This window comes from Sphingomonas abaci (assembly GCF_014199625.1).
GTDB classification, from domain to species: Bacteria; Pseudomonadota; Alphaproteobacteria; order Sphingomonadales; family Sphingomonadaceae; genus Sphingomonas; species Sphingomonas abaci.
Genome location: NZ_JACHNY010000002.1, coordinates 245,795 through 271,891, shown reverse-complemented (window position 1 = coordinate 271,891; position 26,097 = coordinate 245,795). Strand labels below are relative to the sequence as shown.

Here is a 26,097-nt window from a genome sequence, read left to right as displayed (position 1 = left end):
CGCATCACACCCCTCCCTGAACGATCATTGTCTGCGCTTCGTATGGCGCTCATCCAAGGATGAACCGTGGCGGGGAATCCGTCGGTGCCGATGCGGTCTTTTTATACCGGATCCTGTTTCAGGGCAGGATCACCGTCACCTCGCCCTGCCCCGCCACGTTGCGCCGTTCGACGCGGCCGCCGACCATCGCTGCGCTGGCGGTCGCAAATCCGTCGACATCGTCGGTGCGGAACCAGCCGACGACGCGCCGCCCCGCCAGCGACGGCGCGACCGCCAGCCGATCGCCATTATAGCGGTTGAACGCCGCCACCGCCTCACCCATGGTCATGTCGTCCAGCACGATCCGCCCCTCGCGCCAGGCGAGCTTCTGGTCGGTTGTCTCCGCCGACACCCGGCGCAGCCTTGCAGCTCCGTCGGCATCGATCACCGCCCCTTCTCCTGCGGCCACGCGGATCGCATGATCCGGGCTGTTCACCGACCACAGCTTCACCACGCCGCGCGTCACGACGATGTCGGAACGGCCTGCCAAGCGGCGCACGTCGAAGGCGGTGCCGATCGCTTGAACCCGCACTGGTCCGCTCGCCACGACGAAGGGACGTGCCGGATTATGTGCGACCTGAAACCAGGCCTCGCCCTCCTGCACCTCGACATCGCGGCGCCCAGGCGTGAAGGTGACCCGCAACCGGGTGCCGCTGTTGACCACCGCGATCGACCCGTCGGACAGGGGCGTCCGGCGCACTTCGCCGACCGAAGTCTCGATCCGGGCGGCTGGGCTGGGCCAGAGCGCAATACCCGCCCCAGCCACCAGCAGCGCCGCTGCCGCCGTGCCGGTGATCCGCCAGGCCCTGGCAGGCGCGCGCGCGCGCCATTGCATGCCGTCGTCCGAAGGCCCCGACAGGGCGCGCGCGCGATCAAGCAAGCTGAGGGCCGCTTGCGCACGCAGCAGCGCCCCGCGATGGCGACGGTCCTCCCCCAGCCATGCGTCCAGGTTCGCCGGTTCGTCATCGACCAGGCCGCGATCGATCGCGGCGGCCCAGCGGCAGGCAAGCTCGTCGATCATCGCCAACCTCCCGGCCGCAGCCCCAGACGCATCCCGGGACGCGAAGGCCGCCGCCGGATCGGCAATTCCGCCTTCTCCTCCTCGGTCAGCTGGTCAAGGATGCGGCGCAGTCCCCGCGCCACGTCATTCTCCACCGCTGTCTCAGGAATGCGCAACCGCGCCGCGATCTCGCGTTGCGCCACGCCCTCTATCTTGCGCAGCCGGAACACCTGGCGCGCGCGGTCGGGCAGCGCGTCGATCAATGCTTCGATCCGTCGCAACGCATGACGACTGGCGACGATCTCTTCGGGCGACTGCCCCTCCTCGGGCGCGAGTTCCAATTCCGCCAGCCCGCTCGCCGCCTCGATGCTCACCACCCGGTCGCGCCGGATCTGCTCCAGCACCACGTTGCGCGCGGTGCGGAACAGATAGCGCCGGGGGTCGGCGATATGATCGTAGCGATCCAACCCCGCGATCCTGCAATAGGTCTCCTGCACCACGTCATCCACATCCACCGCTGGAAAGGCCGCGCGCAGCCATGTCCGCAACCGCCGCTCATGCGGCAGGATGTGGCTACCGACCCAGGCGACAAGCTGATTCGCGATCACAGGTTCCCCCTGACCAGCCCAGATGCATGGTCGCGCATCTTCCGTCACCGTTGCCTGCGAAACTCAGCCGGATCGCAGCAGCGCCACCCCCGCCTCGCGCTCGAACAGATAGAGCGCGATCCGCGCCGCCTGGCCGCGACCACCTTGCAGGCCGCCGTCGCGATCGATCAGCAGCCGGGCATCGTCCTGCGCGCATTGCAGCAGGTCCGGCAGCAACTCGGGCGGTGCGAGGCGGAAAGCGGCGTCGCCCGACTGGCGCGTACCGAGCATCTCGCCGCCGCCGCGCAGCCGCAGGTCCTCCTCGGCGATGCGGAAGCCGTCATTCGTCTCGCGCATCAAGGCGAGACGCGCGCGCGACGTTTCCGACAGCGAACTGCCGCGCAGCAACAGGCAACGCGACAGCCCCCCGCCCCGCCCGACGCGGCCCCGGAGCTGGTGGAGCTGCGCCAGGCCGAAACGGTCGGCATGTTCGATCACGATCAGCGTCGCATTGGGCACGTCGACGCCGACCTCGATCACCGTCGTCGCGACCAGCACCGACAGGCGGTTGGCGGAGAAGGCCTCCATCACCGCATCCTTTTCGGCGGGCTTCATGCGGCCATGGACCACGCCGATCCGCTCGCCGAACCGCGCCGACAGCGACTCCGCGCGCGCCTCGGCGGCAGCGAGGTCGGATTTCTCGCTTTCCTCGACCAGTGGGCACACCCAATAGGCCTGGCCGCCATCGGCGATGTGGCGACCGATCGCATCGACGACCTCGTCCAGCCGGTCCTCGGACACGACCCGCGTCTCGATCGGCTCGCGGCCGGGCGGCATCTCGTCGAGCCGGCTGACGTCCATCTCGCCATATTGCGCCAGGGTCAGCGTGCGCGGGATCGGCGTCGCGGTCATCGCCAGGAGATGCGGGCTGCGGCCCTTTTCTTGAAGCAGCAGCCGCTGCGCCACGCCGAACCGATGCTGCTCGTCCACCACCACCAGCGCCAGGTCACGATAGGCGACCGCCTCCTGGAAGATGGCGTGGGTGCCGACAAGGATATCGATCGATCCGTCCGCCAGGCCCATCAACGTCGCCTCGCGCGCGCGGCCCTTGTCCCGGCCGGTCAGCACGGCGATGGTGATCGGCAAGCCGGCGAGCAATCGCCGCAGCGATTCGTAATGCTGCCGCGCCAGGATCTCGGTCGGGGCCAGCATCGCGCCCTGCGCGCCCGCCTCCACCGCGATGAGCAGCGCCATCGCCGCGACCAGCGTCTTGCCCGAGCCGACATCGCCCTGGAGCAGGCGGAGCATCGGCGCCTGCTGGCGGAGATCGCCCTCGATCTCCGCCACCGCGCGGCTTTGCGCACCGGTGGGCGTGTACGGCAGCCGCAGCTGGTCGCGCAGCCGACCGTCGCCCAGCAGCGCCCGACCGCGCCGCTTGCGCGTATCGGCGCGGACCAGCGTCATCGCCAGCTGGTTGGCGAACACCTCGTCATAGGCCAGCCGCTCGCGCGCCTTGGCGTCCGTCGGGTCGGCATGGATGCGGACCAGTGCCTCGCGCCAGTCGGGCCATTCGCGCTTCGCCTTCAGCCCGGCGTCGATCCATTCCGGCAGCTCGGGCGCGCGCGCTAGCGCCTGCTCGACGAATCCGGCCAGCCGGCGCGAGGTCAACCCCTCGGACAGCGGATAAACGGACTCGCGTTCGCGCATCGGCTCACCCTGATCGGCCAGCTCAGGATGGACGATCTGCAGGTCCTGGCCATACTGGTCGAGGCGGCCGGACACCTGTTTCGGCTCGCCCAGCGGCAACAGCTTCTTCGCCCAGCCGGGGTGGCCACCGAAATAGACCAGAGCGACGACATTGCCCTCGCGGTCGCTCGCCATCACCCGCGTCGGCGAGCGGCCATTGCCGTCGCGATAGGACATCGGGGTCAGCGTGATCGCGATGATCCGCCCCGCATCCGCGCTCATCAGCTCGGTGCGCGGCAGCCGGTCGACATGACCGGTCGGCAAATGGAAAGCGACATCGACGACGCGCACCAGGCCCAGCCGGTCGAGCGGCTTGGCGAGCGCGGCTCCTACGCCTTTCAGCGCAGTGACTTCGGCGAACAGGGGATTGAGGATTTCGGGACGCATGACGGGCCGCCTCATGCCAGCGATCGTGTGCATCTTCCAGTTGACCCGGCGGCTTTCCGGTCCGACATGCCGGCTTTCGATTGACGGGAACGAATGTGGACCACGAAATCCGGCTGAAACGCCTGCGCTTCCGCGCCTGGCATCGCGGCACGCGCGAGGCCGATCTGATGATCGGCGGCTATTTCGACGCGCATCATCTGGACTGGACGCCCGACCAGCTCGACTGGTTCGAGGCCCTGCTGGAGGAACAGGATGTCGACATCATGGGCTGGGCGATCGGCTCCATCCCCTGCCCGCCGCAATGGGAAAGCCCGATGATGCAGACGATGCGTGCGCTGAACTTCGTGCCGGTGTCGCGCTAGGCCGCTGTATTCCTTCTCTGAAGGACAATTATTGCAAAGCTCTACATCTTGCCCAAGACCCCATACCAGCCCGGCGAAGGCCGGGGTCCAGTTGGGAGACACCGATGAGTTACCACGGTCGTTCCGTAACTGGACCCCGGCCTTCGCCGGGATGGTAGGGCAAGCTTCGCAATGCCTCCCCTTGCCGGCAGGCGATTTGGCGATGCCGCGCGTTGCCCATCTTCCCGTCCCATCGCTCCCCCAGCGGAGCGCGTAGCGAGACCTGAATGCCCGATCTGACGCACATCCTTGCCGCCCGCCAGCCGCTGACGCTCGCCGGCGTGCCCGGCGGGTTCCTGCCGTCGCTGCTCGCCGACCTGGCGCGGGCGGCGCCGGCGCGGGCGGTCTTCATCGCGTCGGACGAACAGGCGATGCGCGCGATCGCCGCTACCGCCCCCTATTTCGCGCCCGAGCTGGAAGTGGTGCAGTTTCCCGCCTGGGACTGCCTGCCTTATGACCGCGCCTCGCCGTCGCTGCGGGTCATGGCCGAACGGATCGCCGCGCTTCACCGGCTCCAGGTCAAGGCGAAGGGGCCGCAACTGCTGCTGACCACGGTCAACGCCGCGACGCAGCGCGTCCTCACCCCGTTCCGCATCCGTCAGCTCGTCGCCAAGCTCGCCCCCGGCGAGCGGATCGATCGCGAAAGCCTGGCGCAACTGCTCCAAGCGAACGGCTATATGCGGACCGAGACGGTCCACGACCAGGGCGACTATGCCGTGCGCGGCGGCATCGTCGACCTGTTCCCGAGCGGCGAGGAACAGGCGCTGCGCCTCGACTTTTTCGGCGACGAGATCGAGTCGGTCCGCACCTTCGACCCCGCCGACCAGCGCACGACGGGCCGGATCGACGGCTTCACCCTGCTGCCCGCCTCGGAGGCGCTGCTCGACGCCGATTCCGTCAAGCGCTTCCGTACCCGCTATCGCGACACCTTCGGCGCGACCGCGACCGGCGACCCGCTCTACCAGGCGGTATCCGACGGGCGGCGCATGGCGGGCATGGAGCATTGGCTGCCGCTGTTCGAGGAGAAGCTGGCGACGCTGTTCGACCATCTGTCCGGCGACACGGTGCTGATCCGCGACCAGGCGAGCGGGGCCGCCGGCGAGCAGCGGTTCGAGGCGATCGCCGACTATTACGAGAACCGCAAGCGCGCCGAGGCGGCGCAACCCGGCAGCTATCGCCCCCTGCCCGCCAAGGCGCTCTACGTCGACGCCGAGGAATGGCGGCGCGCGCTGGACGCCGCCACCGCGCATGTCGCCACGCCGTTCCACGAGCCGCCTTCGCCGTCCGTGATCGATTTCGAGGTGGACGGCCCGCGCGACTTCGCACCGGAGCGCGCCAACCAGGCCAATGTCTACGAAGCCGTGGTCGAACACGTCCAGACGCTGCGCAAGCAGGGCCGCAAGCCGATCCTGGCCAGCTATTCGAACGGCGCGCGCGAGCGGCTGGGCAACCTGCTCAAGGACCATGGCCTGAAGGGCGGCAAGGTCGCCGAGACGTGGCAAGACGCGCTGGGCGTTGCCGATCTCGCCAAGAGCTTTGGCGTGGCTCTGGTCGTGCTGCCGCTTGACCATGGCTTCACCGCGCCGGGCGTCGCGGTGCTGACCGAGCAGGACATGCTGGGCGACCGGCTGGTCCGCCGGCAGAAGCGCAAGAAGTCGGCGGACGCCTTCCTGGCGGAACTCGCCACGCTGTCGCCGGGCGATCTGGTCGTCCATTCCGACCATGGCATCGGCCGGTATGAGGGACTGACATCGATCCCGGTCGGCAAGAGCCCGCACGACTGCGTCGCGCTGGAATATGCCGGCGGCGACAAGCTTTACGTGCCGGTCGAGAATCTCGAGGTCCTGACCCGCTACGGCTCGGGCGAGGATGGCGCGGCGCTCGACCGGCTGGGCGGCGAGGCGTGGCAGCGCCGCAAGTCGAAGATGAAGGAGCGTATCCGCGAGATCGCCGGCGAGCTGATCGCCACGGCGGCCGAGCGGGCGCTCCGCGCGGGCGAGGTGGCGGAGCCGGACAGCGCCGGTTATCCGAGCTTCGTCGACCGTTTCCCCTATGATGAGACGGACGACCAGGACCGCGCGATCGACGACGTGCTGAACGATCTCGGCGCGGGCCGGCCGATGGACCGGCTGATCGTCGGCGATGTCGGCTTCGGCAAGACCGAGGTGGCGCTGCGCGCCGCCTTCGTCGCCGCCATGTCGGGCTTGCAGGTCGCGGTGGTCTGCCCGACGACCCTGCTCGCCCGCCAGCATTACAACAACTTCGTCCAGCGGTTCGAGGGCTTCCCGATCAAGATCGGCCGATTGTCGCGCCTGGTCGGCACTGCCGAGGCCAAGGCGGTGAAGGAGGGCGTGGCCTCGGGCGATCTCGACATCGTCGTCGGCACCCATGCGCTGCTCGCCAGGGGCATCGGTTTCAAGCGGCTGGGCCTGGTCATCGTCGACGAGGAGCAGCGGTTCGGCGTCACGCACAAGGAGCGGCTCAAGGCCCTCAAGGCCGATGTCCATATGCTGACGCTGACCGCGACGCCGATCCCGCGCACGCTTCAGATGGCGATGTCGGGCCTGCGCGAGCTGTCGGTGATCCAGACCCCGCCGGTCGACCGGCTCGCGGTGCGCACCTATGTCATGCCTTGGGATCCGGTGGTGCTGCGCGAGGCGCTGCTGCGCGAACATTATCGCGGCGGCCAGAGCTTCATCGTCACGCCGCGCGTCGCTGACCTGCCCGATATCGAAGATTATCTGCGCGAGCAGGTGCCCGAGATCCGCTATGTCGTCGCGCACGGCCAGATGTCGGCGACCGAGGTCGAGGAGCGCATGTCCGCCTTCTACGACCGCAAGTTCGAGGTGCTGGTATCGACCACCATCATCGAGAGCGGCATCGACATCCCCTCGGCGAACACGATGATCGTCAATCGCGCCGACCGGTTCGGCCTGGCCCAGCTTTACCAGCTGCGCGGGCGGGTCGGCCGGTCGAAGACGCGCGCCTATGCCTATCTGGTGACCCCACCCGAGCGGCAGATGACCGATGCGGCGGAGAAGCGGATGAAGGTGTTGTCCGATCTCGACTCGCTCGGCGCCGGTTTCCAGCTCGCCAGCCACGATCTCGACATTCGCGGCGCCGGCAACCTGCTCGGCGACGAACAGTCGGGCCATATCAAGGAGGTCGGCTACGAACTCTACCAGTCGATGCTGGAGGAGGCGATCCTGGAGGCGAAGTCCGGTGGCGCGTTCGAGCGGCCGCGCGACTTCTCGCCGCAGATCACGGTCGATGCGCCGATCCTGATCCCCGAGGATTATGTCCCGGACCTCGACCTGCGCATGGGGCTGTACCGCCGCCTGAACGAGTTGGAGAAGCGCGAGGAGATCGAAGCCTTCGCCGCCGAGATGATCGACCGGTTCGGCCCCTTGCCCGACCCGACCGACAATCTGATCCGCGTCATCGAGATCAAGCTCAACGCGCGCAAGGCGTGCATCGCCAAGATGGATGTCGGGGTGCGCGGCGTGCTGGTCAGCTTCCACGACGACCGGCCACCCAATGTCGAGGGGCTGCTCGCCTATGTCGAGCGATTGAAGGAGGTGGCGAAGCTCCGCCCGGACGGCAAGCTGGTGCTCAACCGCGCCTGGCCGGACGCCAAGTCGCGTCTGCACGGGGCGCTGCAATTGTCCAAGGGTCTGGCCAAGGCGGCGCGCTGATCGTCGCGCCGCCTCGTCCCGTCAGCTGTCGATCTCGACCACCAGCTTGCCGATCGCGGCGCGCGCGGACACCTTGGCGATCGCCTCGCCGCCGCGTGCCAGGGGATAGGTCTCGGTGACGCGCGGTGCGATCCGCCCTTCCTCCCACAGGCGGAAGAGATGATCGACGTGCGCCGCGTTCCCTTTCGGATCGCGCGCGGCGAACGCCCCCCAGAAGACGCCGCATACGTCGCAGCTCTTCAGCAGCGTCAGGTTGAGCCGCAGCTTGGGTATGCCGGCCGGAAAGCCGACCACCAGATAGCGCCCTTCCCAGCCGATCGCGCGCAGCGCCGGCTCGGCATAGTCACCGCCGACCGGATCGTAGATCACGTCGAACCCGGTCTTGCCGCCGGCCGCCTTGAAGCGTTCCGCCAGCGCCTTGGACTGATCCTTGTCGAACGGCGCACGATCATAGACGATCGTCTCGTCGGCCCCGGCGTCCCGCGCGGCGGCCGCCTTCGCCTCGGACGAGACGGCCGCGACCACCGTCGCGCCGAATGCCTTGCCCAATTCGATCGCTGCCAGCCCGACGCCGCCCGCCGCGCCCAGCACCAGCAGCCGCTGCCCGGCGGCGAGCCGTCCCCGGTCGAGCAGCGCATGGATGGTGGTGGCATAGGTTAGGAGCAGCGCCGCGCCCTCGGCGAAGCTGCGCCCGTCGGGCAGTGGGTAGAGCCGCGCCGCATCCACCGCCACCCGCTCGGCCAGGCCATTATGGCCGACCATCGCGATCACCCGGTCGCCGGGCCGGACAGCGGTCACGCCTGCGCCGACGCTTTCCACGATCCCGGCGATCTCGCCGCCCGGTGCGAAGGGGCGCGGCGGCTTGAACTGGTAGCGATCCTCGATGATCAGCACGTCGGGATAGTTGATCGCACAGGCCCGGACCCGCACCACCACCTGTCCCGTTCCGGGGACCGGATCGGCCGCCTCCGTCAATTCCAGAGTTTCAGGTCCGCCCGGCGCTTTGGACAGCAATGCCTTCATAGCCGCGTCTCTCCTCGATCCAGGGGCGATGCTCGGCAAGCTCGCCCTCGAATTTCGAAATCGCGGTATCCTGCGCCAAGGTCAAGCCGATCTCGTCCAGCCCCTCCATCAGACACCGCCTGCGGAACGGATCGAGGGTGAAGGGAAAGCGGTCCTGATAGCCGGTGGTGACGGTCATCGTCTCCAGGTCGACGGTGACCGGCGCATCCGCCGCCGCGTCCACCAGCCGGTCGATCGCCTCCTGCGGCAGCACCACCGGGATGATGCCGTTCTTGAACGCGTTACCAGAGAAAATGTCGGAAAAGGACGGCGCGATGACGGCCCGCACGCCCATGTCGACCAGTGCCCAGGCGGCATGTTCGCGGCTGGACCCACAGCCGAAATTGTCGCCCGCGATCAGGATCGGCGCGCCGGCATAGCGCGGATCGTCGAAGATGTTGCCCGGCGCCGCGCGTACCGTCTCGAACGCGCCGCGTCCCAATCCGGTGCGGCTGATCGTCTTCAACCAATGCGCCGGGATGATGACGTCGGTGTCGATGTTCTTGGCGCCCCAGGGATAGGCGGTGCCGCTGACGATGGTCACGGGGTTCACGAAACAGGCATTCCTTGTTGGTCGGGTGCGGGACGGACCGGGCCACTCAGCGCCCGGACGGCGTCCCCTGCTGCGCGGCGGGGCGAGCGACACTGGCGCTGTAGGCGGCGATACCACTCACCAGCGCACCTGCGACCAGCAGGATCAATACCCTTTTCATCACCTGTCTCCCATCAATTCACGTACGTCGGCGAGCCGTCCGGTTACCGCCGCCGCCGCCGCCATGGCGGGCGAAACGAGGTGAGTTCGCGCGCCAGGTCCTTGACGACCAACGAAATTCCGATTGCTCGTCGAGGCGCAACGCTCGCCGGGCGGGACTTTATCCGGATTCATCGCCAGACACATCGAACAGCCCGGTTCGCGCCATTCGAAACCCGCACCGGTGAAAACGCGGTCAAGGCCCTCGGCCTCGGCCTGGCGCTTCACCAGTCCCGATCCGGGCACCACCATCGCGCGCACGCCATCCGCGACCTTGCGGCCATTGGCGACGGCGGCGGCGGCGCGCAGATCCTCGATCCGGCTGTTGGTGCAGGATCCGATGAAGACATGCTGGACGCCCACGTCCTGCATCGCGGTGCCGGGAGTCAGGCCCATATAGTCGAGCGACTTGCGCGCCGCCGCCCGCTTGGCGGGATCGGCGAAGCTGTCGGGATCGGGCACATGACCGGTGATCGGCACAACATCCTCGGGACTGGTGCCCCAGGTCAGCGAAGGCGCGATGTCGCTGGCATGAAGGAGCACGCTACGGTCGTAGACCGCGCCCGGATCGCTCGGCAGAGTCCGCCACCACGCCTCCGCCTTCGCCCAGGCCTCACCGGTCGGCGCCATCGGCCGGCCGCGGACATAATCGATCGTGGTCTGGTCGGGCGCGACCAGCCCGGCCCGCGCACCGCCCTCGATCGACATGTTGGCGACGGTCAGTCGCCCCTCGATCGACATGGCGCGCAGCACCTCGCCCGTATATTCCACGACATAGCCGGTGCCACCCGCCGCGCCGATCCGGCCGATGATCGCCAGGATCACGTCCTTGGGACTGACGCCGTAGCCCAGCGTGCCGTCGACACGGATCTCCATCGTCCTGGACGGCTGGAGCAGGAGCGTCTGGGTGGCGAGCACATGCTCCACCTCGGACGTGCCGATGCCGAACGCCAGCGCGCCAAGCGCGCCATGCGCCGAGGTATGGCTGTCGCCGCACACCAGGGTCGTGCCCGGCAGGGTGAAGCCGAGCTCGGGCCCAACCACGTGGACGATGCCCTGTTCGGCGGCGGTGGCGTCGATATAGTCGATGCCGAACTCGGCGGTGTTGCGCCGCAGCGCGTCGAGCTGCTGCGCGCTTTCCGGATCGGCGATCGGCAGCAGCCGGCCGGTGGCATCGACGCGCGGCGTCGTTGGCAGGTTGTGGTCCGGCACCGCCAGCGTCAGCTCGGGCCGGCGCACCCGTCGGCCGGCGGCGCGAAGCCCCTCGAACGCCTGCGGGCTGGTGACTTCGTGGACGAGGTGACGATCGATATAGATCAGGCATGTCCCATCGTCGCGGCGCTCCACGACATGGGCGGCCCAGATCTTCTCGTACAGGGTGAGTGGACGACTGGCCATGATGGCGCGGCCTTTACTGATGTTGCGACGAAAGCGCCAGCGGCAGGCGATAAATTACGCGACTTCGATGGTCGCGCGGTAATCGGCCAGGATCGTGCCGCAGTCGCGAAGCTCCGCTTCATGGCCCGGCTCGCGCCAGGTCTCGGCCAGCGCCATCTTCTCCCATGCGCGCGCTGCGGGATGCGCCAGAACCTGCTCGACCCATGCCGCCGCGACGGCCTCCAGCGCCATGCCATAGGTCCGCACTCGGTAAGCCACCGGCGCATAAAAGGCGTCCGCCGCGCTGAATTCCGGCCCCGCCAGCCAGGGACCGCCGAACCGGGTCAGGCCCTCGGCCCAGAGCTCGCCGAGCCGGGCCTCGTCCCGCGACAGCGCGGGCGAGGCGGCGACCGGGGCGACGCGGACACCGATGTTCATCGTACGCTCGGCGCGAACGGCCACGAAGCCGCCATGCATCTCGGCCACGGCGCTCATCGCCCAAGCTCTCGCTGCCGCGTCCGCCGGCCACACGCCCGAATGCCGCTCGGCGAGATACAGAGTGATGCCGAGCGAATCCCAGATCGTCCGCTCGCCATCGATCAGCACCGGCACCTGCCCGGTCGGCGAGAAGGCGCGAAAGGCGTCGTGATTGGACACCGCCGCGAACGGCTCCACCCGATCCTCGAACGGAATATCGAGCGCGCGCATCAACAGCCAGGGCCTGAGCGACCAGCTGGAATAGTTGCGATTGGCGGTGACCAGCGTGTAGCTCATGCGTCGTACGCGGCCGTCGTCTTGGCGCGCACCTCCTCGGCCGTGACGCCGGGGGCGCACTCGATCAGGCGGAAGCGCGACTGATGGTCGGGCCGCTGGAACACCGCCAGGTCGGTGACGATCATGTCGACGACGTTGCGGCCGGTCAGCGGCAGGGTGCAGCTCGGGATGAACTTGGGATCGCCGTTCTTGGCGACATGCTCCATCACCACGATGATCTTCTTGACGCCAGCGACCAGGTCCATCGCGCCGCCCATGCCCTTGATCATCTTGCCGGGGATCATCCAGTTGGCGATGTCGCCGCCTTCGCTGACCTCCATCGCGCCCAGCACGGTCAAGTCGATATGCCCGCCCCGGATCATCGCGAAACTGTCGGCGCTGCTGAAATAGGCGGATTGCGGCAGCTCGCTGATCGTCTGCTTGCCGGCGTTGATCAGGTCGGGATCGACCTCGTCCTCATAGGGAAACGGCCCGATGCCGAGCATCCCGTTCTCCGACTGCAGCGTCACCGTCATGCCCGCCGGGATGTTGTTCGCGACCAAGGTCGGGATGCCGATCCCGAGATTGACATAAAAGCCGTCCTTCAGCTCCTGCGCGGCCCGCACCGCCATCTGATTGCGGTCCCACCCCTTGGTCGCCATCACATTTCCTTCCGCATGTTTCGGATCGATCGCTTCACGGCTCCGGCGTCCAGGCCGAGTCCGCCGGGAACACCTCGTCCAGCCGGCCCTTCAGCGCCGAGCCATAGACGGGATTGGGCAGCACGAACCAACCGGCGCCCCAGCGTGCGGCGATCGCCGGTGCCTCGGTCGCGGCGCGACGCTCGGCCGGGGTCTGGCCCCGATTGAACAGGTCGCTGAAGTCGCCAAGCTGGTCGCCGCCCATCGCCACCACGCAATAGCGCGCGGCGATAGCGGCGCGGCGGCTGTCCTTGCGTGAGCCCGTGGCCGCATCGGCCAAATAGAGCGTGTCGCCCGGCACCGCCGGCCCGAGCCCCAGCCGCTCGATCATCGCCTGGGTTGCGGCGGCGTTGTCGGTCGAACGGTTCGTGTTGAAGATCACCGCGACCCCCATTGCCCGCAACGCACGCACCCCGGCGACCGCACCTGGTACGGCGCGTGCGGTGGTGCCGCCGGTCCGCTCGTACGCCTTCCACCGCGCCTCCTCATAGGGGCGTCCGCCAACCGCATCGCGCTCGAACCCCAGGTTGAGCACGACCGTCTCGTCCACATCGAACACGGCGGCAAAGGGCTTGGCCCCGCAGGCCTGATAGCGCGGCACGGCCAGCGTGGCGCCCGGCGCCAGCACGACCGAATCGCGCGGCCGGGCGCGGACCTGCCGCGCGACATAGTCGGTCAGCCCGCGCCACATCTGCAGGCTGATCGCCGCCGACTCCCCCGAGCCGTAGAGATATTGCATGCCCGCCGGCACGCCATCGACCGTAGCGGGCGCGGTCAACGCCCGCGGGGTGGACGTCGGCGAGGAGACGCTGACCGGCGCGACGACGCAGCCGGACAGGGCCGGCAGCGCCGTTGCCGCGAGCAGCAGCCGAATGCGGATCATGCCTCCGCCGTCTCGCCCGGAGTCTGCCGGGGTCGGGTCATGCGGAACTCGATCTTCTTGTCGTAGGGCGCTCCGACGATCATCCGCTTCACATATATGCCGGGCAAGTGGATATGGTCGGGGTCCAGGCTGCCGACCGGCACCACCTCCTCCACTTCGGCGACACAGACCTTGCCGGCGGTCGCCATCGGCTGGTTGAAGTTGCGCGCGGTCTTGCGGAAGATCAGGTTGCCGCTCTCGTCGGCTTTCCACCCCTTGATGATCGACAGGTCGGCACGGATGCCGCGCTCCAGGATATATTCCTCGCCGTCGAAGAGCTTGACCTCCTTGCCCTCGGCCACCTGGGTGCCGACGCCGGTCTTCGTATAGAAGCCCGGGATGCCCGCGCCCCCGGCGCGGCAGCGTTCCGCCAGCGTCCCCTGCGGGCAGAACTCCACCGCGAGCTCGCCCGCCAGATACTGCCGCTCGAACTCCTTGTTCTCGCCGACATAGGAGGAGATCATCTTAGCGACCTGGCGCGAACGGAGCAGCTTGCCCAGCCCCTCATTGTCGATGCCGGCATTGTTGCTGGCGATGGTCAGCCCCGTGACACCCGAGGCCTGGATCGCGTCGATCAACCGCTCCGGAATGCCGCACAGGCCGAACCCGCCCGCGCAGATCGTCATCCCGTCGAACAGCAGCCCGTCCAGCGCCGCGCCCGCATCCGCATACAGCTTCCGCATCGCATCCCTCCGTTTGCCCGCACCGCATACCGCGCCGCGCGGCGCGGTCAACGTCGATCAAGCCCTATGCGGACATGGTTGACTTGGCCGCGCGATCCGCTAAGGGAGCCCCGCGTCCGCCGGGCCCGCCTGGCAGACACTCGTCCTAGACAGCAGGCGATCGGCGATCCGGCCGATCTTAATATCCTGCCGAGACGGGGAAACGGATTTTACCGGCATCGCCCCTGGGGCGCGTCCGGTCTGCACCCATTCCCCATCGATGGACAAACCGGCCGGGCCATCGCCCTGCCGGCTGTAACCGGACATGCCCTTCGCGGGGCCTGTCCATGAACGTGGAGAATGGCATGGATCGTGCTCAAAAGGCCGCAGCCGTCGCCGAACTGAACCGCACCTTCTCCGAGGTCGGCGTGGTGGTCGTCACCCGCAACCTCGGCATGACCGTCGCGCAGTCGACGGACTTGCGCAACAAGATGCGGGCAGCCGGCGCGGCCTATAAGGTCTCGAAGAACAAGCTTGCCAGGATCGCGCTCGACGGGACCGACTATGGATCGATCGGCGACATGCTGACCGGCCCGGTCGGCCTCGCCACCTCGACCGACCCGGTCGCGGCCGCCAAGGTGGCCGTCGACTTCGCGAAGACGAACGACAAGTTCGAAATCGTGGGCGGCGCGATGGGTTCGACCGCTCTCGACGTGGCTGGCGTTCAGGCGCTGGCGACCCTGCCCTCGCTGGATGAACTGCGCGCGAAGATCGTGGGCCTCATCGTCGCTCCGGCGACGAAGCTCGCGACCATCACCCAGGCTCCCGCGGCGCAGATCGCCCGCGTGCTGTCCGCCTACGCGGAGAAGGAAGCGGCCTGAATTTCGGGCATTCCTGGTTTTTGATTTCACGACATCTGGGGCCAAATCGCCCCGACATGGAGATTACACATGGCAGACCTGAACGCGCTGGTTGACCAGCTGAGCGAGCTGACCGTCCTCGAGGCCGCCGAGCTCTCGAAGCTGCTCGAAGAGAAGTGGGGCGTCTCGGCCGCTGCGGCGGTTGCAGCTCCGGCCGCCGGTGGCGCCGGCGCGGCTGCTCCGGCCGCCGAAGAGAAGACCGAGTTCGACGTGATCCTGACCGGCGACGGTGGCAAGAAGATCAACGTCATCAAGGAAGTCCGCGCGATCACCGGCCTGGGCCTGACCGAAGCCAAGGCGCTGGTCGAGGGCGCTCCGAAGCCCGTCAAGGAAGGCATCGCCAAGGACGAGGCCGAGAAGCTGAAGAAGCAGCTCGAGGAAGCCGGCGCGACCGTCGAGCTGAAGTAATCCGACAGGGCGCGCGGGCTCCGGCCCGCCGCCGTTCGGTGAAAACCGGTCGCGGGGCGAAGCTTGGCGACCGGCGTTCAGCAGAAAAGGGGCGACTCCCATGCGGGGTCGCCCCTTTTTCGTGTCTGGTTGGCAACGATCAGCCTGCCAGCCGGCTATTGCGCCCGAGCGAAGCCTACAGGTTGAAAAAAGGAGGACATCTGCGAAAGTTGATCGGCCCCCTTTCACCCTGCACCATCCCGGCGGAAACCGGGGCCCAGTTGAAAGCGTGTTGGACATCTTTCGAATGCCCCCAACTAGATCCCGGCATTCGCCGGGAGAGTAGCCGAATGGTCTGGCAAACAGTCGAAGCAGGAACCGGCACCGACGGGATAGCCGCTTAACCCGCAATCAGCGGAAACTCGCAACGCCAATGGTGGCCAGCAGAAATCCACTAGATCGGCCACCGCGCTCACTCGGCGGCCACCCCGTCGGCCCTCCGCTGGGTCTCCCCGCCCCAACCCGGCATCAACCGGGGCCGGCCGATCAGCAGGTTGAGGTCGCGCAGCGCCCGCAGCAGCGACAGACCGCCGGGTCCGGCGATGTAGCGCGGGGCCCAGTCCGGCGCATATTTCTCCTTGTACGCTCGCAGGCCCCGGAAACCATAGAAACGCTCGCCGTGCCGGAACAGCAGCGCCGCCGCCTTGGCCCAGGCGGGGGCCAGCCGCCGCCCCTCGATGCCCGACAGGGGTGCCAGCCCCAGGTTGAACCGGGCATAGCCCTGCGCCTTGCCCCATTGCATCAGTTCGACGAACAGGAAGTCCATCACTCCCGACGGCGCGTCATTGGCGTGGCGCATCAGGTCGACCGATAACTCCCCCCGATCGGCGGTGCGCCAGACGTTGGCGAAAGCGACGATGTGACCCTCGACCCGCACCACCGCGCAATCGAAGTGCGACAGATAATGCGCGTCGAACCGGCCGAGGCTGAACCCCTTCTCGCGATGCCGCTTCGCCGTCACCCATTGGTCGGAGACGTGGGCGAGTTCCGGCATCAGCGCGGAAACCTCGGCAGCGGGCACCAGCGCGAACACCGCGCCTTCGCGCCCCAGCTTGCGCACTGCGTGGCGTAGCGAGCGCTTCACCCCGGTTTCGATCGTGAAGCGGTGCAGGTCGACGATCGCCTCCTCGCCATATTTGATGATCTGGAGGCCCATCTCGATCGCGATCTCCAGCACCTCGGCGCTGATCTGGTAGAGGAGCAGCCGCCCCTGCGCCGCGTCGGCCAGGGCGCGCAACTGCCAGAGCAGGTCGGCCCAGGCCTCGCGCGCGCCGACCGGATCCGCCATCACGATCCAGCTCGACCCACGCACCTGGTACATGACGAAGGCACTGCCGTCGGGCGAGAAGAGGAAACGCTTGTCGCCGGTCAGCGCCAGCATCGCGTCGGTCCGCTCCGCCTGGGTCAGGACGGCGAGCACCTCCTCCTCGCGCGCCCGGTCGCCGGGCCGGGCGGGCGCGGGCAGGAACAGCCGCCAGCACGCCGCCGCCGCCAGCACCACCCCTGCGCCCAGGCTGGCGCGCAGAAAGCGCGACGGATCGTCGCGCGTGCCGAACTCCCACCAGAGCTGGTCGCTATAGCCCACCCGCTTGTAGGAGAAGAAGCCGACCCAGATCGAAACCGCGACCACCACTGCGATGCTGGCGAGCCACGCCGGCGACAGCGGCCGCGCGACCAGGGCGGTGCGGCGGTAGAAGGCGTCGCGGGTGTAGTGGAGCAGTCCGGCGATGGTCAGGCAGACGATCGCCTCCTCATAGTCGATGCCCTTGAACAGGCTGAACGCCGCGCCCGCCACCAGCAGCGCACGCGTCGCGACCAACGCGCCGTCGAGCCGGCGATAGAGGCCGGGCGCCAGCAGCAGCAGCCCGGTGCCGACCAGGCTGGAGGCGAAGTGCGACGCCTCGATGAAGGGCAGCGGCACGACCCGCGACAGGTCGTGCAATCGCGCCGGAATGGCAGGCAAGGCGCTCGACAGCAGGAGCACCGCGCCGCCCCCGAAGGTCGCCGCGCTCATCAGCAGCGGCGCGATCCCGGTCGCGACCTGCTGTGCGCCGCGGAAGGTATTGGGATGGCGGCGCTGGCCCTCGTGCAACACCAGCAGGACGATGCCCAGGGCGAGCGGCACCAGGTAATAGAGGACGCGGTACGCGATCAGTGCCGCGAAGAGCGCGGTGCGGTCGACCGGCACCGCCGCCAGCACCACCGCCTCGAACACGCCGATGCCGCCGGGCACATGGCTGATCAGCGCCGCGACGATCGCCAGCGCATAGGCCAGGATGAACAGCGGCAGCAGCGCCCGATCGGCGCCGGGGATCAGCACGAACAAGGCGGCGCTGGCGGCGGCCAGGTCGATCGTGGCGACTCCGATTTGCGCCAGCGCCTGCCCGCCACTGGGCAGCGGCACGCTCCACCCGCGCCAGCCGATGCGGCGCGGCCCGAACGAACACAGAAGGATGAGCAGGACGATGCCGATCAGGATGGCGAGGCCGGCCAGTTGCGCCATCGTCGCGCCGAGCGTCACGTCGCCCAGCACCAGGGCGCCGCGATGCAGGACCAGGGCCGCCCCGGTGACCGCCATCACCCCCATCCAGAAGGTCGCGCCGGCGATCGCGACGATGCGCGCCACGTCCGGGCCGTCCAGCCCGGCCCGTGTATAGATGCGATACCGCGCCGACCCGCCGGTCAGCAGCGCCAGTCCCAGATTATGGCTGAGCGTATAGCTGGTGAACGAGGCCATCGCCGCCGTCCGCCAGGGCAGCGGCCGGCCGACGATGCGGAGCGCCAGCACGTCATAGACGGTCAGCGCCAGATAGCTGGCGATGGTCAGCGCCAGCGCGATCGCCACCTGCCCGCGATCGATCGCGTGGAAGGCGGCGGTCACGTCCGCCAGCCGGATCGAGCGGGTCAAGTGATGCAGCGCCGCCAGCCCCAGTCCGACCAGCAGCATGACGACCAGCACCGATCCGTAGCGGCGGTGCCGGCTGATCCATTCGACCAGGCGAGCGCGGGTCGCGTCACTCATGGGGCAGATGCTCGATCCGCTGCCACACCTGCGCCTTGCAGAGCAGGCCGCCGACGAGGCAGCCCTTCACCCGTATCGCGTTCCGGCCCAGCGGAACCAGCGTCGAGGCGAAGCGGCGGCCCATGTCGGGCACGAAGACCATGCCGGTCCAGCTGCCATCACCGCGCGCGGCATAGTCGACCAGCAGCTCGGTGCCGACCAGCGCGGCGACGCCGCCGCTCCGGGCATCCGCCGCCGCCGCCCGATCGGCCCAGACGATCCAGCCGCACAGATGGTCGTTGCAGGCGCCGGTGCGGACCGCGACGCTGCTGGCGGGGTTGATCCACAGCCCCTCGACCACGCCGCTCGCCGTCCGGGATTGCGCCGCCACCGGCGCGGCGGACATCGCCATCATCGCCGCCATCCCCGCCATTCGCCTGATCATCTCGGTCGCCCCGCCCTCGTCATCCGGCTGGACTAGGCGCGGGCCAGTGGCGGCCGGCTGGGGGGAAACTGAATTTTACGTAATCTGGCGCAAGGCGGCGGCGTGCGCGCTTGCGCAATATGACCGATCGGTCATTCCGCTTCCACCCGCCTACCAGCCGGAATGCGGCACAAGCGCGACACGAAAGGACCATGAGGACCGCCGAATGCCCGCTCATCCGCCCGCCGCCCGCCCCTCGGGCTTTCTGCACCTGCTCAGCCGGAACAGCCGCCCGCTGGACCCGGAGGAAGAGCATGTGCTCGACCGGATGCAGGAGCGCCTGCCGATCTCGCGCGATGCGGCCGACGTCGCGGACGAGCGCGCGACCTTCGGCGATCGGCTGGCCGACCGGGTGGCGGCGATCGGCGGCAGCTGGGCGTTCATCATCGGCTTCACGGTGGTGCTGCTCGGCTGGATGCTGCTGAACAGCGACGTGCTGTCGCATTGGGGGCTCAGCTTCGACCCCTATCCCTATATCTTCCTCAACTTGATGCTCTCGACGCTGGCGGCGATCCAGGCGCCCGTCATCATGATGAGCCAGAACCGCCAGGCGGCCAAGGACCGACTGGCCGCCAGCCTGGATTACGAGGTCAATCTGCGCACCGAACTGGAGATCCTGCGCCTGCACGAAAAGCTGGACGTGGCGATCGCCGAGCGGCTCGACCGGCTGATCGCGGCGGTGGAGCAACGATCGTGATCCGGCCGCCCTGGGCGCTGGCCTCGCTCACCGGCCTGGCGGGCGCCACGATCACCGCCGCGCTCGTCCTGTCCGGGCCGCTCGACCTGCCGATGCGGACCAACCAGCAGGATGCGACCTTCGCCATGCTCGACGAACCCGACGGCCCCGAACCGGTCGTGACCAGCCTGCGCACCGGCGGCGTCGAGCAGCGTGCGGGGATGCGGGTCGGCGATGCCGTGGTGGCGGTCGACGGGCTCGACCATCCGTCGCTGCGCACCCTGCGCCACCATCTGGCCGATCCGGGCCCGATCGACCTGCGTATACGACGCGGGGGTGACGAACTGCCGATCCACCTGCTATCGCCGCTGGCGGGAGAACAGCGTGGCACATCGAATCCTGCTGGTGGAGGACGATAGCTCCACCGCCGACTACATCGCCAATGGCCTTCGCGAGAAGGGGTTCCTGGTCGATCGCGCCGCCAATGGCCGCGATGGGCTGTTCCATGCCACCGACGGCAGCTATGACTGCATCATCCTCGACCGGATGCTGCCTGGGATGGACGGCATGGCCGTGCTCGCCGCGATCCGCGCCGCCAGCATCGCGACGCCGGTGCTGATCCTGTCGGCGATGAGCTCGCCCGAGGATCGCGTGTCCGGCCTTACCTCCGGCTCCGACGACTACCTCACCAAACCCTTCGTCTTCGCCGAACTCCTCGCGCGCGTGCGGCTGCTGATCCGACGCGGCGTGGCCGGCCCGGCGGTCGAGACCCGGCTGGTCTGCGACGATCTGGAGATGGACCTCCTCGCCCATCGGGTGAAGCGCGCGGGCAAGCCGATCGACCTGCAGCCACGCGAATATCGGCTGCTCGAATTCATGCTCCAGCATGTCGACCAGGTCGTCACCCGCACCATGTTGCTGGAGGGGGTGTGGGATTACCATTTCGATCCCGGCACCAACGTCACCGACGTGCATGTCAGCCGGTTGCGCAAGAAGATCGACGAGGGGTTCGCGCGGCCGCTGCTCCATACGGTGCGCGGTTCGGGCTATAAGCTGGGGACCGAGCGATAAGACGACGGCTGGCCCGGTCGACGACGCTCCGCTTCGCCGCGCTGGTCTTCGCCTGCCAGCTGATCGGCGCGGCGACGACGATCGCGACCATCCGCTTCCTCACCCAGGCGCAGATCGCCGACGATGCGCAGGCCATCGCCGAAAAAATGGAGCGGCAGCTGGGTGCCCATTATGCGCGTGGCGGCCGCGACGCGTTACGGCGGGCGATCGAGGTGCGGATGGCGACGGTCGGCGTGCCGCAGGGCGTCGTGCTGCTGACCGATGCGGCGGGCCGCCGCATCGCCGGCAACGTCGCCGACTGGCCGCCCACCGTCTCGCCGGCGCAGGATCACGAGACCATCGAGATCTTCCGCATCGGCCATGACACGCCGGAGCGGATGCGTGTCGTCGCCACCCGGCTGTCGGGCGGCGAGCGGCTGCTGACCGGCCATGTCATCGAGCGAGAGCTGCGCTTCGCGCGGGTGATGGAGGATGCGATGGCGGTGGCGATGGCCATGGCCGTCGCGCTGGCGGGACTTGGGGCCGCACTGGCGGCGCGGATGGTCGAGGCGCGGCTGGGCCGCACCGTCGCGACCGCTGAAGCGGTGGCGGCCGGCGACCTGGGCCGCCGCGTCGCGCTCGACGGCAGCCAGGACGCGTTCGAAGCGCTCGCCGTCTCGGTCAACGCGATGCTCGACCGAATCGCGGCGCTCATGACCGAGCTGAAGGTCGCGACCGACGGGCTGGCGCACGACCTGCGCTCCCCCCTCACCCGTTTGCGCGCGACGCTGGAGCGGGCGCTCGCCGCGAGTCACGACGAGGCCGCGCGCTCTGCGGTGCTGCGCGCGCTGGACGAGGGCGACCGGTTGCTGGCGATGCTCGACACCGCCTTGCGCATCACCCGCGCAGAGGCGGGCCTGGGTCGCGAGGCGTTCGTCGCGATCGACCTGGCGGCGATGGTCCGCGAGCTGGTCGAAATGTTCGAGCCGCTGGCCGAGGATCGCGGTATGACCATTGTGGCGTCGGTGCCGCCGACCCTGCCGATCGTCGCGCATCGCGAGATATTGGGTCAGGCGCTGGCCAATCTGGTCGACAACGCGCTGAAATATGGCGACGGACAGGTCGAGGTGACGGCGGCTCGCGTCGCCGGCGGCGTCGAGGTCAGCGTCGCCGATGACGGCCCCGGCATCCCCGCCGACCGTCGGCCGGAGGCGATGAAGCGGTTCGGCCGCCTGGACGCCGCGCGCAGCGAGAGCGGCGCCGGATTGGGCCTGACGCTCGCGGCGGCGGTGGCGCACCTCCATGACGGCCGCCTGGAACTCGCGGACAATCATCCCGGGCTGGCGGCCAGGCTGACGCTAGGGGCTTGATATCGGCCATTCCTGACCAAAGCGTCATCTGGCGGATGGCCCCCGGACGGCTTCGCCCCGCCAGAACCGGCCGTCCACCGATCGGAAAGTCGCTCATCATGCCACCACCCCGTCCCTCCCGCACGCGCCGGCGCTGGCTTGCCGTCCTTGTCGTGGTGCTGGCGGTTCTGATCGGTCTCGGGGGTTGGTTCGCCGCCGGTGGCTACGCGCTCCGCGATCCGATCCGCATTTATCCGGCGGAGGGGACGAAGCGGCCGGTCGCGGCCCTGCTCATGTCCGGCGACATGGGTCTGCATTTCGGCGCAGGGCCCGCGGTCGCGGAGAGTCTGGCTGCGCAGGGGATCGAGGTGGTGGCGGTGCGTTCGCCCGTGCTGTTCCGCTTCCGTCGCAGCCGGTCGGAGGTGGAAGCGATCGTCACGCGACTGGTGCGGCGGGCGCTGGCGCTGGCCGGCACCGACCGCATCGTCCTCATCGGGCAAAGCTATGGCGCGGACATGCTCCAGACCGGGCTGGTCGCCCTGCCCGCCGACCTGCGCGCCCATGTCGCCGGGGTGGTGCTGATCGTGCCGGGCGCGACCGTCTATTTCCGCGCCGACCCGACAGGCCTGCTCTACCAGACGAGGCCGGACAGTCTGGCTGCGGACACGCTGCCCAGGCTCGACTGGACGCCGCTCACCTGCATCTATGGCCGCGAGGAAGACGACAGCGCCTGCCGCGACCTGCGCCGGGCCAATGCGCGGATCGTCGCGCTACCCGGCGGCCATTATGTCGATCATCACCAGGCCGCGCTCGACGACGCGGTGCGCCGCGCCGTCGAGGCCGCCCGCTAAGCCGTCAGCCGACGAAGGCGCGCTCGATCACGAAACTGCCGGGATTGGCGTTCGATCCTTCGACGAAGCCCAGCCCCTCCAGCATCGCCGCCGTCTGACGGATCATGTCGGTCGAGCCGCACAGCATCACCCGGTCATTCTCCGGATCGAGATGCGCCGGACCTTCCAGCGGCGGGTGGAACAGGCGGCCGTCGGCGATCAGCGCGTCGATCCGGCCCTGATTGCGGAACGGTTCGCGCGTCACCGTCGGGATGTAGTGGAACTGTGCCTTGGCCTCGTCGGCGACCAGCGGATCGTCGGCGAGCTGCGCGGTCAGTTCGTCATGATAGGCAAGGTCGCTGACCCGACGGACGCTATGCACCGCCACCACCTGCTCAAAGCGCTGATAGACCTCCGGATCGCGCGCCAAGCTGAGAAAGGGCGCCAGGCCGGTGCCGGTCGACAGCATGAACAGCCGCTTGCCGCCGAGCAGGGCATCGCAGACCAGGGTGCCGGTCGGCTTCTTGCCGAGATAGAGCTGGTCGCCCACCTCGATCAGCTGGAGGCGCGAGGTCAGCGGGCCGTCCTCGACCTTGATCGACAGGAACTCCAGCTCCTCCGCCCAGGCCGGGCTAGCGACCGAATAGGCGCGCATCAGCGGCTTGCCGCCATCGCCCGGCAGGCCGATCATCACGAACTCGCCCGAGCGGAAGCGGAACGACTCCGGCCGTTCGACTGCGAACGAAAAGAGATGCTCGTTCCAATGCTTCACCCAGCGGACGGCGACGGTCTGAAAAGCGGCATGATCGGGAATCGTCGCGGGCGCGCGAACGGCGGTTTCCATGGCGGGACCTTAGTAATTGCGAACGGTTCGCGGCTATTCCCATGCACGGGGCACGTCAACCGCGTCGCGCCCCGTTACCCCATGCCGCCGCCCGGCTCAACCGAACCGCTTGTTGCCCCGCCTCAACCCGCGCTTGTCGGCCCGAGCAGGTCGAGCACCGCCGCCGTCATCGCCACGGCGCCGGTGACGATCGCCGGTTCGGGCGCGATCTTGAACTGGGGCGAATGGTGCGAGGCGATCGGCGCGCCGCCCGCGCGCGCCGCGTCGATCGCCGCCGGGGGCGTGCCGCCGACCGAGAAATAATAGCCTTTCACGCCCGTCTCGGGCTGAACATAGTAGGCAAAATCCTCCGCCCCCATCCCCTTCTGCGCGAAGGGCGCGACATGGTCCGGGCCTAGCGTCCGCGCCATCACCGCGTTCAGACGACGCGCCAACGCGGCATCGTTGATCGTGGTCGGCGTGCCCTCAGTGACCGTGACGACGGGCATCTTGTCCTCGGCCATGCCGTTCATCACGCCGACGCCGCGCGCGACGCGGCGGATGCCGTCGAGCAGCGCCTTGCGCTCGCCTTCGTTATTGGCGCGCACCGTGACCTGCAGCACCGCCTGATCGGAGATGATGTTGTGCTTGGCCCCGGCATGGAAGGAGCCGACGGTGATGACGCCGGGATCGAGCGGCTGGCGGTCGCGGCTGATGATGCCCTGGAGGCCGATGACGATCTGCGACGCCATATAGACCGGATCCTTGCCCATATGCGGGCTGGCCCCATGCGCGCCGATGCCGGGCACGATGATGTCGACCGAGTCGGAGGAGGAATATTGGATGCCCTCGGAGGCGGAGACGGTGCCCGCCGCCCGCTCGGCATCGACATGGAAGGCGAGCGCGTATCGCGGCTTGGGGAAGCGGGTGTAGAGCCCGTCCTTCAGCAGGGCCGCCGCGCCGCCGACACGTTCCTCGGCGGGCTGGACGACGAACACCACCGTCCCTTTCCATCGGTCCTTCAGCGCCGCCAGCCGGCGCGCGGTCGCGACCATCGCGGTGATGTGCGTGTCGTGGCCACAGGCGTGCATGACCGGCGACTCGACGCCGTCCAGCCCGATCTGCCGCGCCTTGGAGGCATTGGCCAAGCCTGACTTCTCCTCGACCGGCAGGCCATCCATGTCGGCGCGGACCAGCACCACCGGGCCCTCGCCGTTGCGCAGCACGCCGACCACGCCGGTCCGCCCGACCTTCTCGGTCACCGCCATGCCGGGCACCGCGCGCAGGGCGGTCGCCATCCGTGCCGCCGTCTTCTCCTCGCGGAAGGAGAGCTCGGGATTGCGATGGAACCAGTCCCACAATTGGCCCAAATCGCGGTCGTAATCCGCTTGCACCGCCGGGGCCCAGTCCGGCGCCTGCGCCGCGGCGGGCGCGGTCGGCAGCACGACCAGGGCGATGAGCGAGAACGGCGTGAGCAGACGCATGGCGATTTCCCCTTTTTACCGCATCCTATCGCACCTTTTCCCGCGCGCCAGTCCCCGCCGGCCATCGACGAAGCGGTTCTGCTCGCGACCAAGCCTCGCTATAGCCGGACCATGTTCGATCTGACCGCCTATCTCGCCCGCATCGACCTGCCGGCCCGCCCGACGCTCGACCCCGCCGGCCTCGCCCGCTTGCAGCATGCCCATCGCCTCGCCATCCCGTTCGAGAATCTCGACGTGATCCTGGGACGGGGCATCGCGATCGACAGCGCCTCGGTCTTCGCCAAGCTGGTGACGGCACGGCGCGGCGGCTATTGCTTCGAGCAGAACCGGCTGTTCGGCGATGCGCTCGAGGCGCTGGGCTTCGCGCACCGCCCGCTGCTGGCACGCGTCTGGCTGGGCGCGACCGAGACGCCGCCCCTCACCCATACGCTCAGCCTGGTGACGATCGATGGCGAGCACTGGATCGCCGATGCCGGCTTCGGCGGCAGCTATGCCCCGCCGATGACGCTGCGCGATGGCGCGACCGCCGAGGCGCCCGACGGCGCCCACTTCCATCTGCGGCAGGAGCCGGACGGCGGCTGGCTGCTGCTGCGCGACGGGCCGACGGCGACCACCGACGGGCGCGGCGGCGGCTCCGGCTACCAGCCGCAATACGGCTTCACGCTGGCGGAGGTCGCCCCGGCCGACCTAGTGCTCAGCAACCACTGGACCTCGACCGCGCCGAACACCCGCTTCACCACGCACCGGATCGTCAGCCTCGTCCTGCCGCACGGCTTCGCGGCGTTGACCGATCATCACTATCGCCGTCGCGCCGCCGACAAGGAGACGGAAGCGACGATCACCGACATGCGCGTCTATCGGATGCGCCTCAGCCTGATGTTCGGCATCGACTTGGCCCTTGAGGACATCGAGACCCTGTTCGCCATCGCCTGAACAAAGCGGGATCAGTC

24 protein-coding genes are annotated in these 26,097 nt (G+C 68.7%); 10 read left to right on the top strand and 14 right to left on the bottom strand.

Annotated elements, in window-relative coordinates; all coding sequences use genetic code 11:
• Positions 1 to 118 precede the first annotated feature (118 nt).
• The 3 genes from GGQ96_RS06390 to recG form a co-directional block, all read right to left on the bottom strand.
• The gene (locus tag GGQ96_RS06390) at positions 119 to 1,060 is read right to left on the bottom strand and encodes a FecR family protein (protein WP_184112740.1); all 942 of its coding nucleotides are present in this window, start codon (positions 1,058 to 1,060) and stop codon (positions 119 to 121) included.
• Complete coding sequence (locus GGQ96_RS06385) at positions 1,057 to 1,647, bottom strand: RNA polymerase sigma factor (RefSeq protein ID WP_343058945.1); 591 nt, start codon at positions 1,645 to 1,647, stop codon at positions 1,057 to 1,059. Before GGQ96_RS06385 ends, GGQ96_RS06390 begins: the two co-directional genes overlap by 4 nt.
• 63 nt (positions 1,648 to 1,710) lie before the next feature.
• Positions 1,711 to 3,759: an ATP-dependent DNA helicase RecG gene (gene recG / locus GGQ96_RS06380; RefSeq protein ID WP_184112738.1), complete on the bottom strand. Its 2,049-nt coding sequence runs from the start codon at positions 3,757 to 3,759 to the stop codon at positions 1,711 to 1,713.
• A 95-nt stretch (positions 3,760 to 3,854) separates the two neighbouring features.
• Here recG and GGQ96_RS06375 point away from each other — a divergent pair, with 95 nt between their 5' ends.
• The gene (locus GGQ96_RS06375; protein WP_184112736.1) at positions 3,855 to 4,121 is read left to right on the top strand and encodes a succinate dehydrogenase assembly factor 2; all 267 of its coding nucleotides are present in this window, start codon (positions 3,855 to 3,857) and stop codon (positions 4,119 to 4,121) included.
• Between the two features lie 266 nt (positions 4,122 to 4,387).
• Positions 4,388 to 7,855, top strand: a complete 3,468-nt coding sequence (gene mfd, locus GGQ96_RS06370; protein WP_184112734.1) for a transcription-repair coupling factor — start codon at positions 4,388 to 4,390, stop codon at positions 7,853 to 7,855.
• 21 nt (positions 7,856 to 7,876) lie between these two features.
• On the opposite strand, the gene GGQ96_RS06365 is transcribed toward mfd, so the two are convergent.
• From GGQ96_RS06365 to GGQ96_RS06335, 7 genes are all read right to left on the bottom strand, one after another.
• A complete protein-coding gene (locus GGQ96_RS06365; protein ID WP_184112732.1) occupies positions 7,877 to 8,878 on the bottom strand; it encodes an NADPH:quinone oxidoreductase family protein in 1,002 nt (333 codons plus the stop codon).
• Positions 8,841 to 9,470, bottom strand: a complete 630-nt coding sequence (gene leuD, locus GGQ96_RS06360) for a 3-isopropylmalate dehydratase small subunit (RefSeq protein WP_184112730.1) — start codon at positions 9,468 to 9,470, stop codon at positions 8,841 to 8,843. The genes GGQ96_RS06365 and leuD overlap by 38 nt, the downstream gene beginning before the upstream one ends.
• A 159-nt stretch (positions 9,471 to 9,629) precedes the next feature.
• Positions 9,630 to 11,066, bottom strand: coding sequence for a 3-isopropylmalate dehydratase large subunit (gene leuC / locus GGQ96_RS06355; protein ID WP_184112729.1), 1,437 nt, complete (start codon positions 11,064 to 11,066; stop codon positions 9,630 to 9,632).
• 54 nt (positions 11,067 to 11,120) lie between these two features.
• A complete protein-coding gene (locus GGQ96_RS06350; RefSeq protein WP_184112727.1) occupies positions 11,121 to 11,819 on the bottom strand; it encodes a glutathione S-transferase family protein in 699 nt (232 codons plus the stop codon).
• Positions 11,816 to 12,460, bottom strand: coding sequence for a CoA transferase subunit B (locus GGQ96_RS06345; protein WP_184112724.1), 645 nt, complete (start codon positions 12,458 to 12,460; stop codon positions 11,816 to 11,818). The genes GGQ96_RS06350 and GGQ96_RS06345 overlap by 4 nt, the downstream gene beginning before the upstream one ends.
• 34 nt (positions 12,461 to 12,494) lie before the next feature.
• A complete protein-coding gene (locus GGQ96_RS06340) occupies positions 12,495 to 13,382 on the bottom strand; it encodes an HAD family acid phosphatase (RefSeq protein ID WP_184112723.1) in 888 nt (295 codons plus the stop codon).
• On the bottom strand, positions 13,379 to 14,104 hold the full coding sequence (locus GGQ96_RS06335) for a CoA transferase subunit A (RefSeq protein ID WP_184112721.1): 726 nt from the start codon (positions 14,102 to 14,104) through the stop codon (positions 13,379 to 13,381). Before GGQ96_RS06335 ends, GGQ96_RS06340 begins: the two co-directional genes overlap by 4 nt.
• A gap of 344 nt (positions 14,105 to 14,448) precedes the next feature.
• Between GGQ96_RS06335 and rplJ the strand changes: the two genes are divergently transcribed.
• Both rplJ and rplL read left to right on the top strand, forming a co-directional pair.
• On the top strand, positions 14,449 to 14,964 hold the full coding sequence (gene rplJ, locus GGQ96_RS06330; RefSeq protein ID WP_125995244.1) for a 50S ribosomal protein L10: 516 nt from the start codon (positions 14,449 to 14,451) through the stop codon (positions 14,962 to 14,964).
• 69 nt (positions 14,965 to 15,033) lie between these two features.
• Positions 15,034 to 15,411 (top strand): 50S ribosomal protein L7/L12, encoded by a 378-nt coding sequence (gene rplL, locus GGQ96_RS06325; RefSeq protein WP_184112719.1) that lies wholly within the window; start codon positions 15,034 to 15,036, stop codon positions 15,409 to 15,411.
• A gap of 451 nt (positions 15,412 to 15,862) precedes the next feature.
• On the opposite strand, the gene mprF is transcribed toward rplL, so the two are convergent.
• Together mprF and GGQ96_RS06315 are read right to left on the bottom strand one after the other, a co-directional pair.
• Complete coding sequence (gene mprF, locus GGQ96_RS06320; RefSeq protein WP_184112717.1) at positions 15,863 to 18,472, bottom strand: bifunctional lysylphosphatidylglycerol flippase/synthetase MprF; 2,610 nt, start codon at positions 18,470 to 18,472, stop codon at positions 15,863 to 15,865.
• On the bottom strand, positions 18,465 to 18,896 hold the full coding sequence (locus GGQ96_RS06315; protein WP_184112715.1) for a DUF2147 domain-containing protein: 432 nt from the start codon (positions 18,894 to 18,896) through the stop codon (positions 18,465 to 18,467). Before GGQ96_RS06315 ends, mprF begins: the two co-directional genes overlap by 8 nt.
• Positions 18,897 to 19,101: 205 nt before the next feature.
• On the opposite strand from GGQ96_RS06315, the gene GGQ96_RS06310 reads away from it, so the two are divergent.
• From GGQ96_RS06310 to GGQ96_RS06290, 5 genes are all read left to right on the top strand, one after another.
• Positions 19,102 to 19,632, top strand: coding sequence for a DUF1003 domain-containing protein (locus tag GGQ96_RS06310; protein WP_184112713.1), 531 nt, complete (start codon positions 19,102 to 19,104; stop codon positions 19,630 to 19,632).
• Positions 19,629 to 20,030, top strand: a complete 402-nt coding sequence (locus GGQ96_RS21355; protein ID WP_184112711.1) for a PDZ domain-containing protein — start codon at positions 19,629 to 19,631, stop codon at positions 20,028 to 20,030. The genes GGQ96_RS06310 and GGQ96_RS21355 overlap by 4 nt, the downstream gene beginning before the upstream one ends.
• On the top strand, positions 19,996 to 20,682 hold the full coding sequence (locus GGQ96_RS06300) for a winged helix-turn-helix domain-containing protein (protein WP_184112709.1): 687 nt from the start codon (positions 19,996 to 19,998) through the stop codon (positions 20,680 to 20,682). Before GGQ96_RS21355 ends, GGQ96_RS06300 begins: the two co-directional genes overlap by 35 nt.
• Positions 20,683 to 20,828: 146 nt before the next feature.
• Entirely contained in the window at positions 20,829 to 22,031 is a 1,203-nt protein-coding gene (locus GGQ96_RS06295; RefSeq protein WP_184112707.1) for an ATP-binding protein, read from the top strand.
• Positions 22,032 to 22,129: 98 nt separating this feature from the next.
• Positions 22,130 to 22,861 carry an AcvB/VirJ family lysyl-phosphatidylglycerol hydrolase gene (locus tag GGQ96_RS06290; protein ID WP_184112705.1) on the top strand — a complete coding sequence of 244 codons (732 nt, stop codon included), beginning with the start codon at positions 22,130 to 22,132 and terminating at the stop codon, positions 22,859 to 22,861.
• 4 nt (positions 22,862 to 22,865) lie between these two features.
• On the opposite strand, the gene GGQ96_RS06285 is transcribed toward GGQ96_RS06290, so the two are convergent.
• Both GGQ96_RS06285 and GGQ96_RS06280 read right to left on the bottom strand, forming a co-directional pair.
• Positions 22,866 to 23,684 (bottom strand): ferredoxin--NADP reductase, encoded by an 819-nt coding sequence (locus GGQ96_RS06285; protein ID WP_184112703.1) that lies wholly within the window; start codon positions 23,682 to 23,684, stop codon positions 22,866 to 22,868.
• 122 nt (positions 23,685 to 23,806) lie between these two features.
• Positions 23,807 to 25,147, bottom strand: a complete 1,341-nt coding sequence (locus GGQ96_RS06280) for an amidohydrolase (protein WP_184112701.1) — start codon at positions 25,145 to 25,147, stop codon at positions 23,807 to 23,809.
• A gap of 111 nt (positions 25,148 to 25,258) precedes the next feature.
• Between GGQ96_RS06280 and GGQ96_RS06275 the strand changes: the two genes are divergently transcribed.
• A complete protein-coding gene (locus tag GGQ96_RS06275; protein ID WP_184112699.1) occupies positions 25,259 to 26,080 on the top strand; it encodes an arylamine N-acetyltransferase family protein in 822 nt (273 codons plus the stop codon).
• Positions 26,081 to 26,097 lie beyond the last annotated feature (17 nt).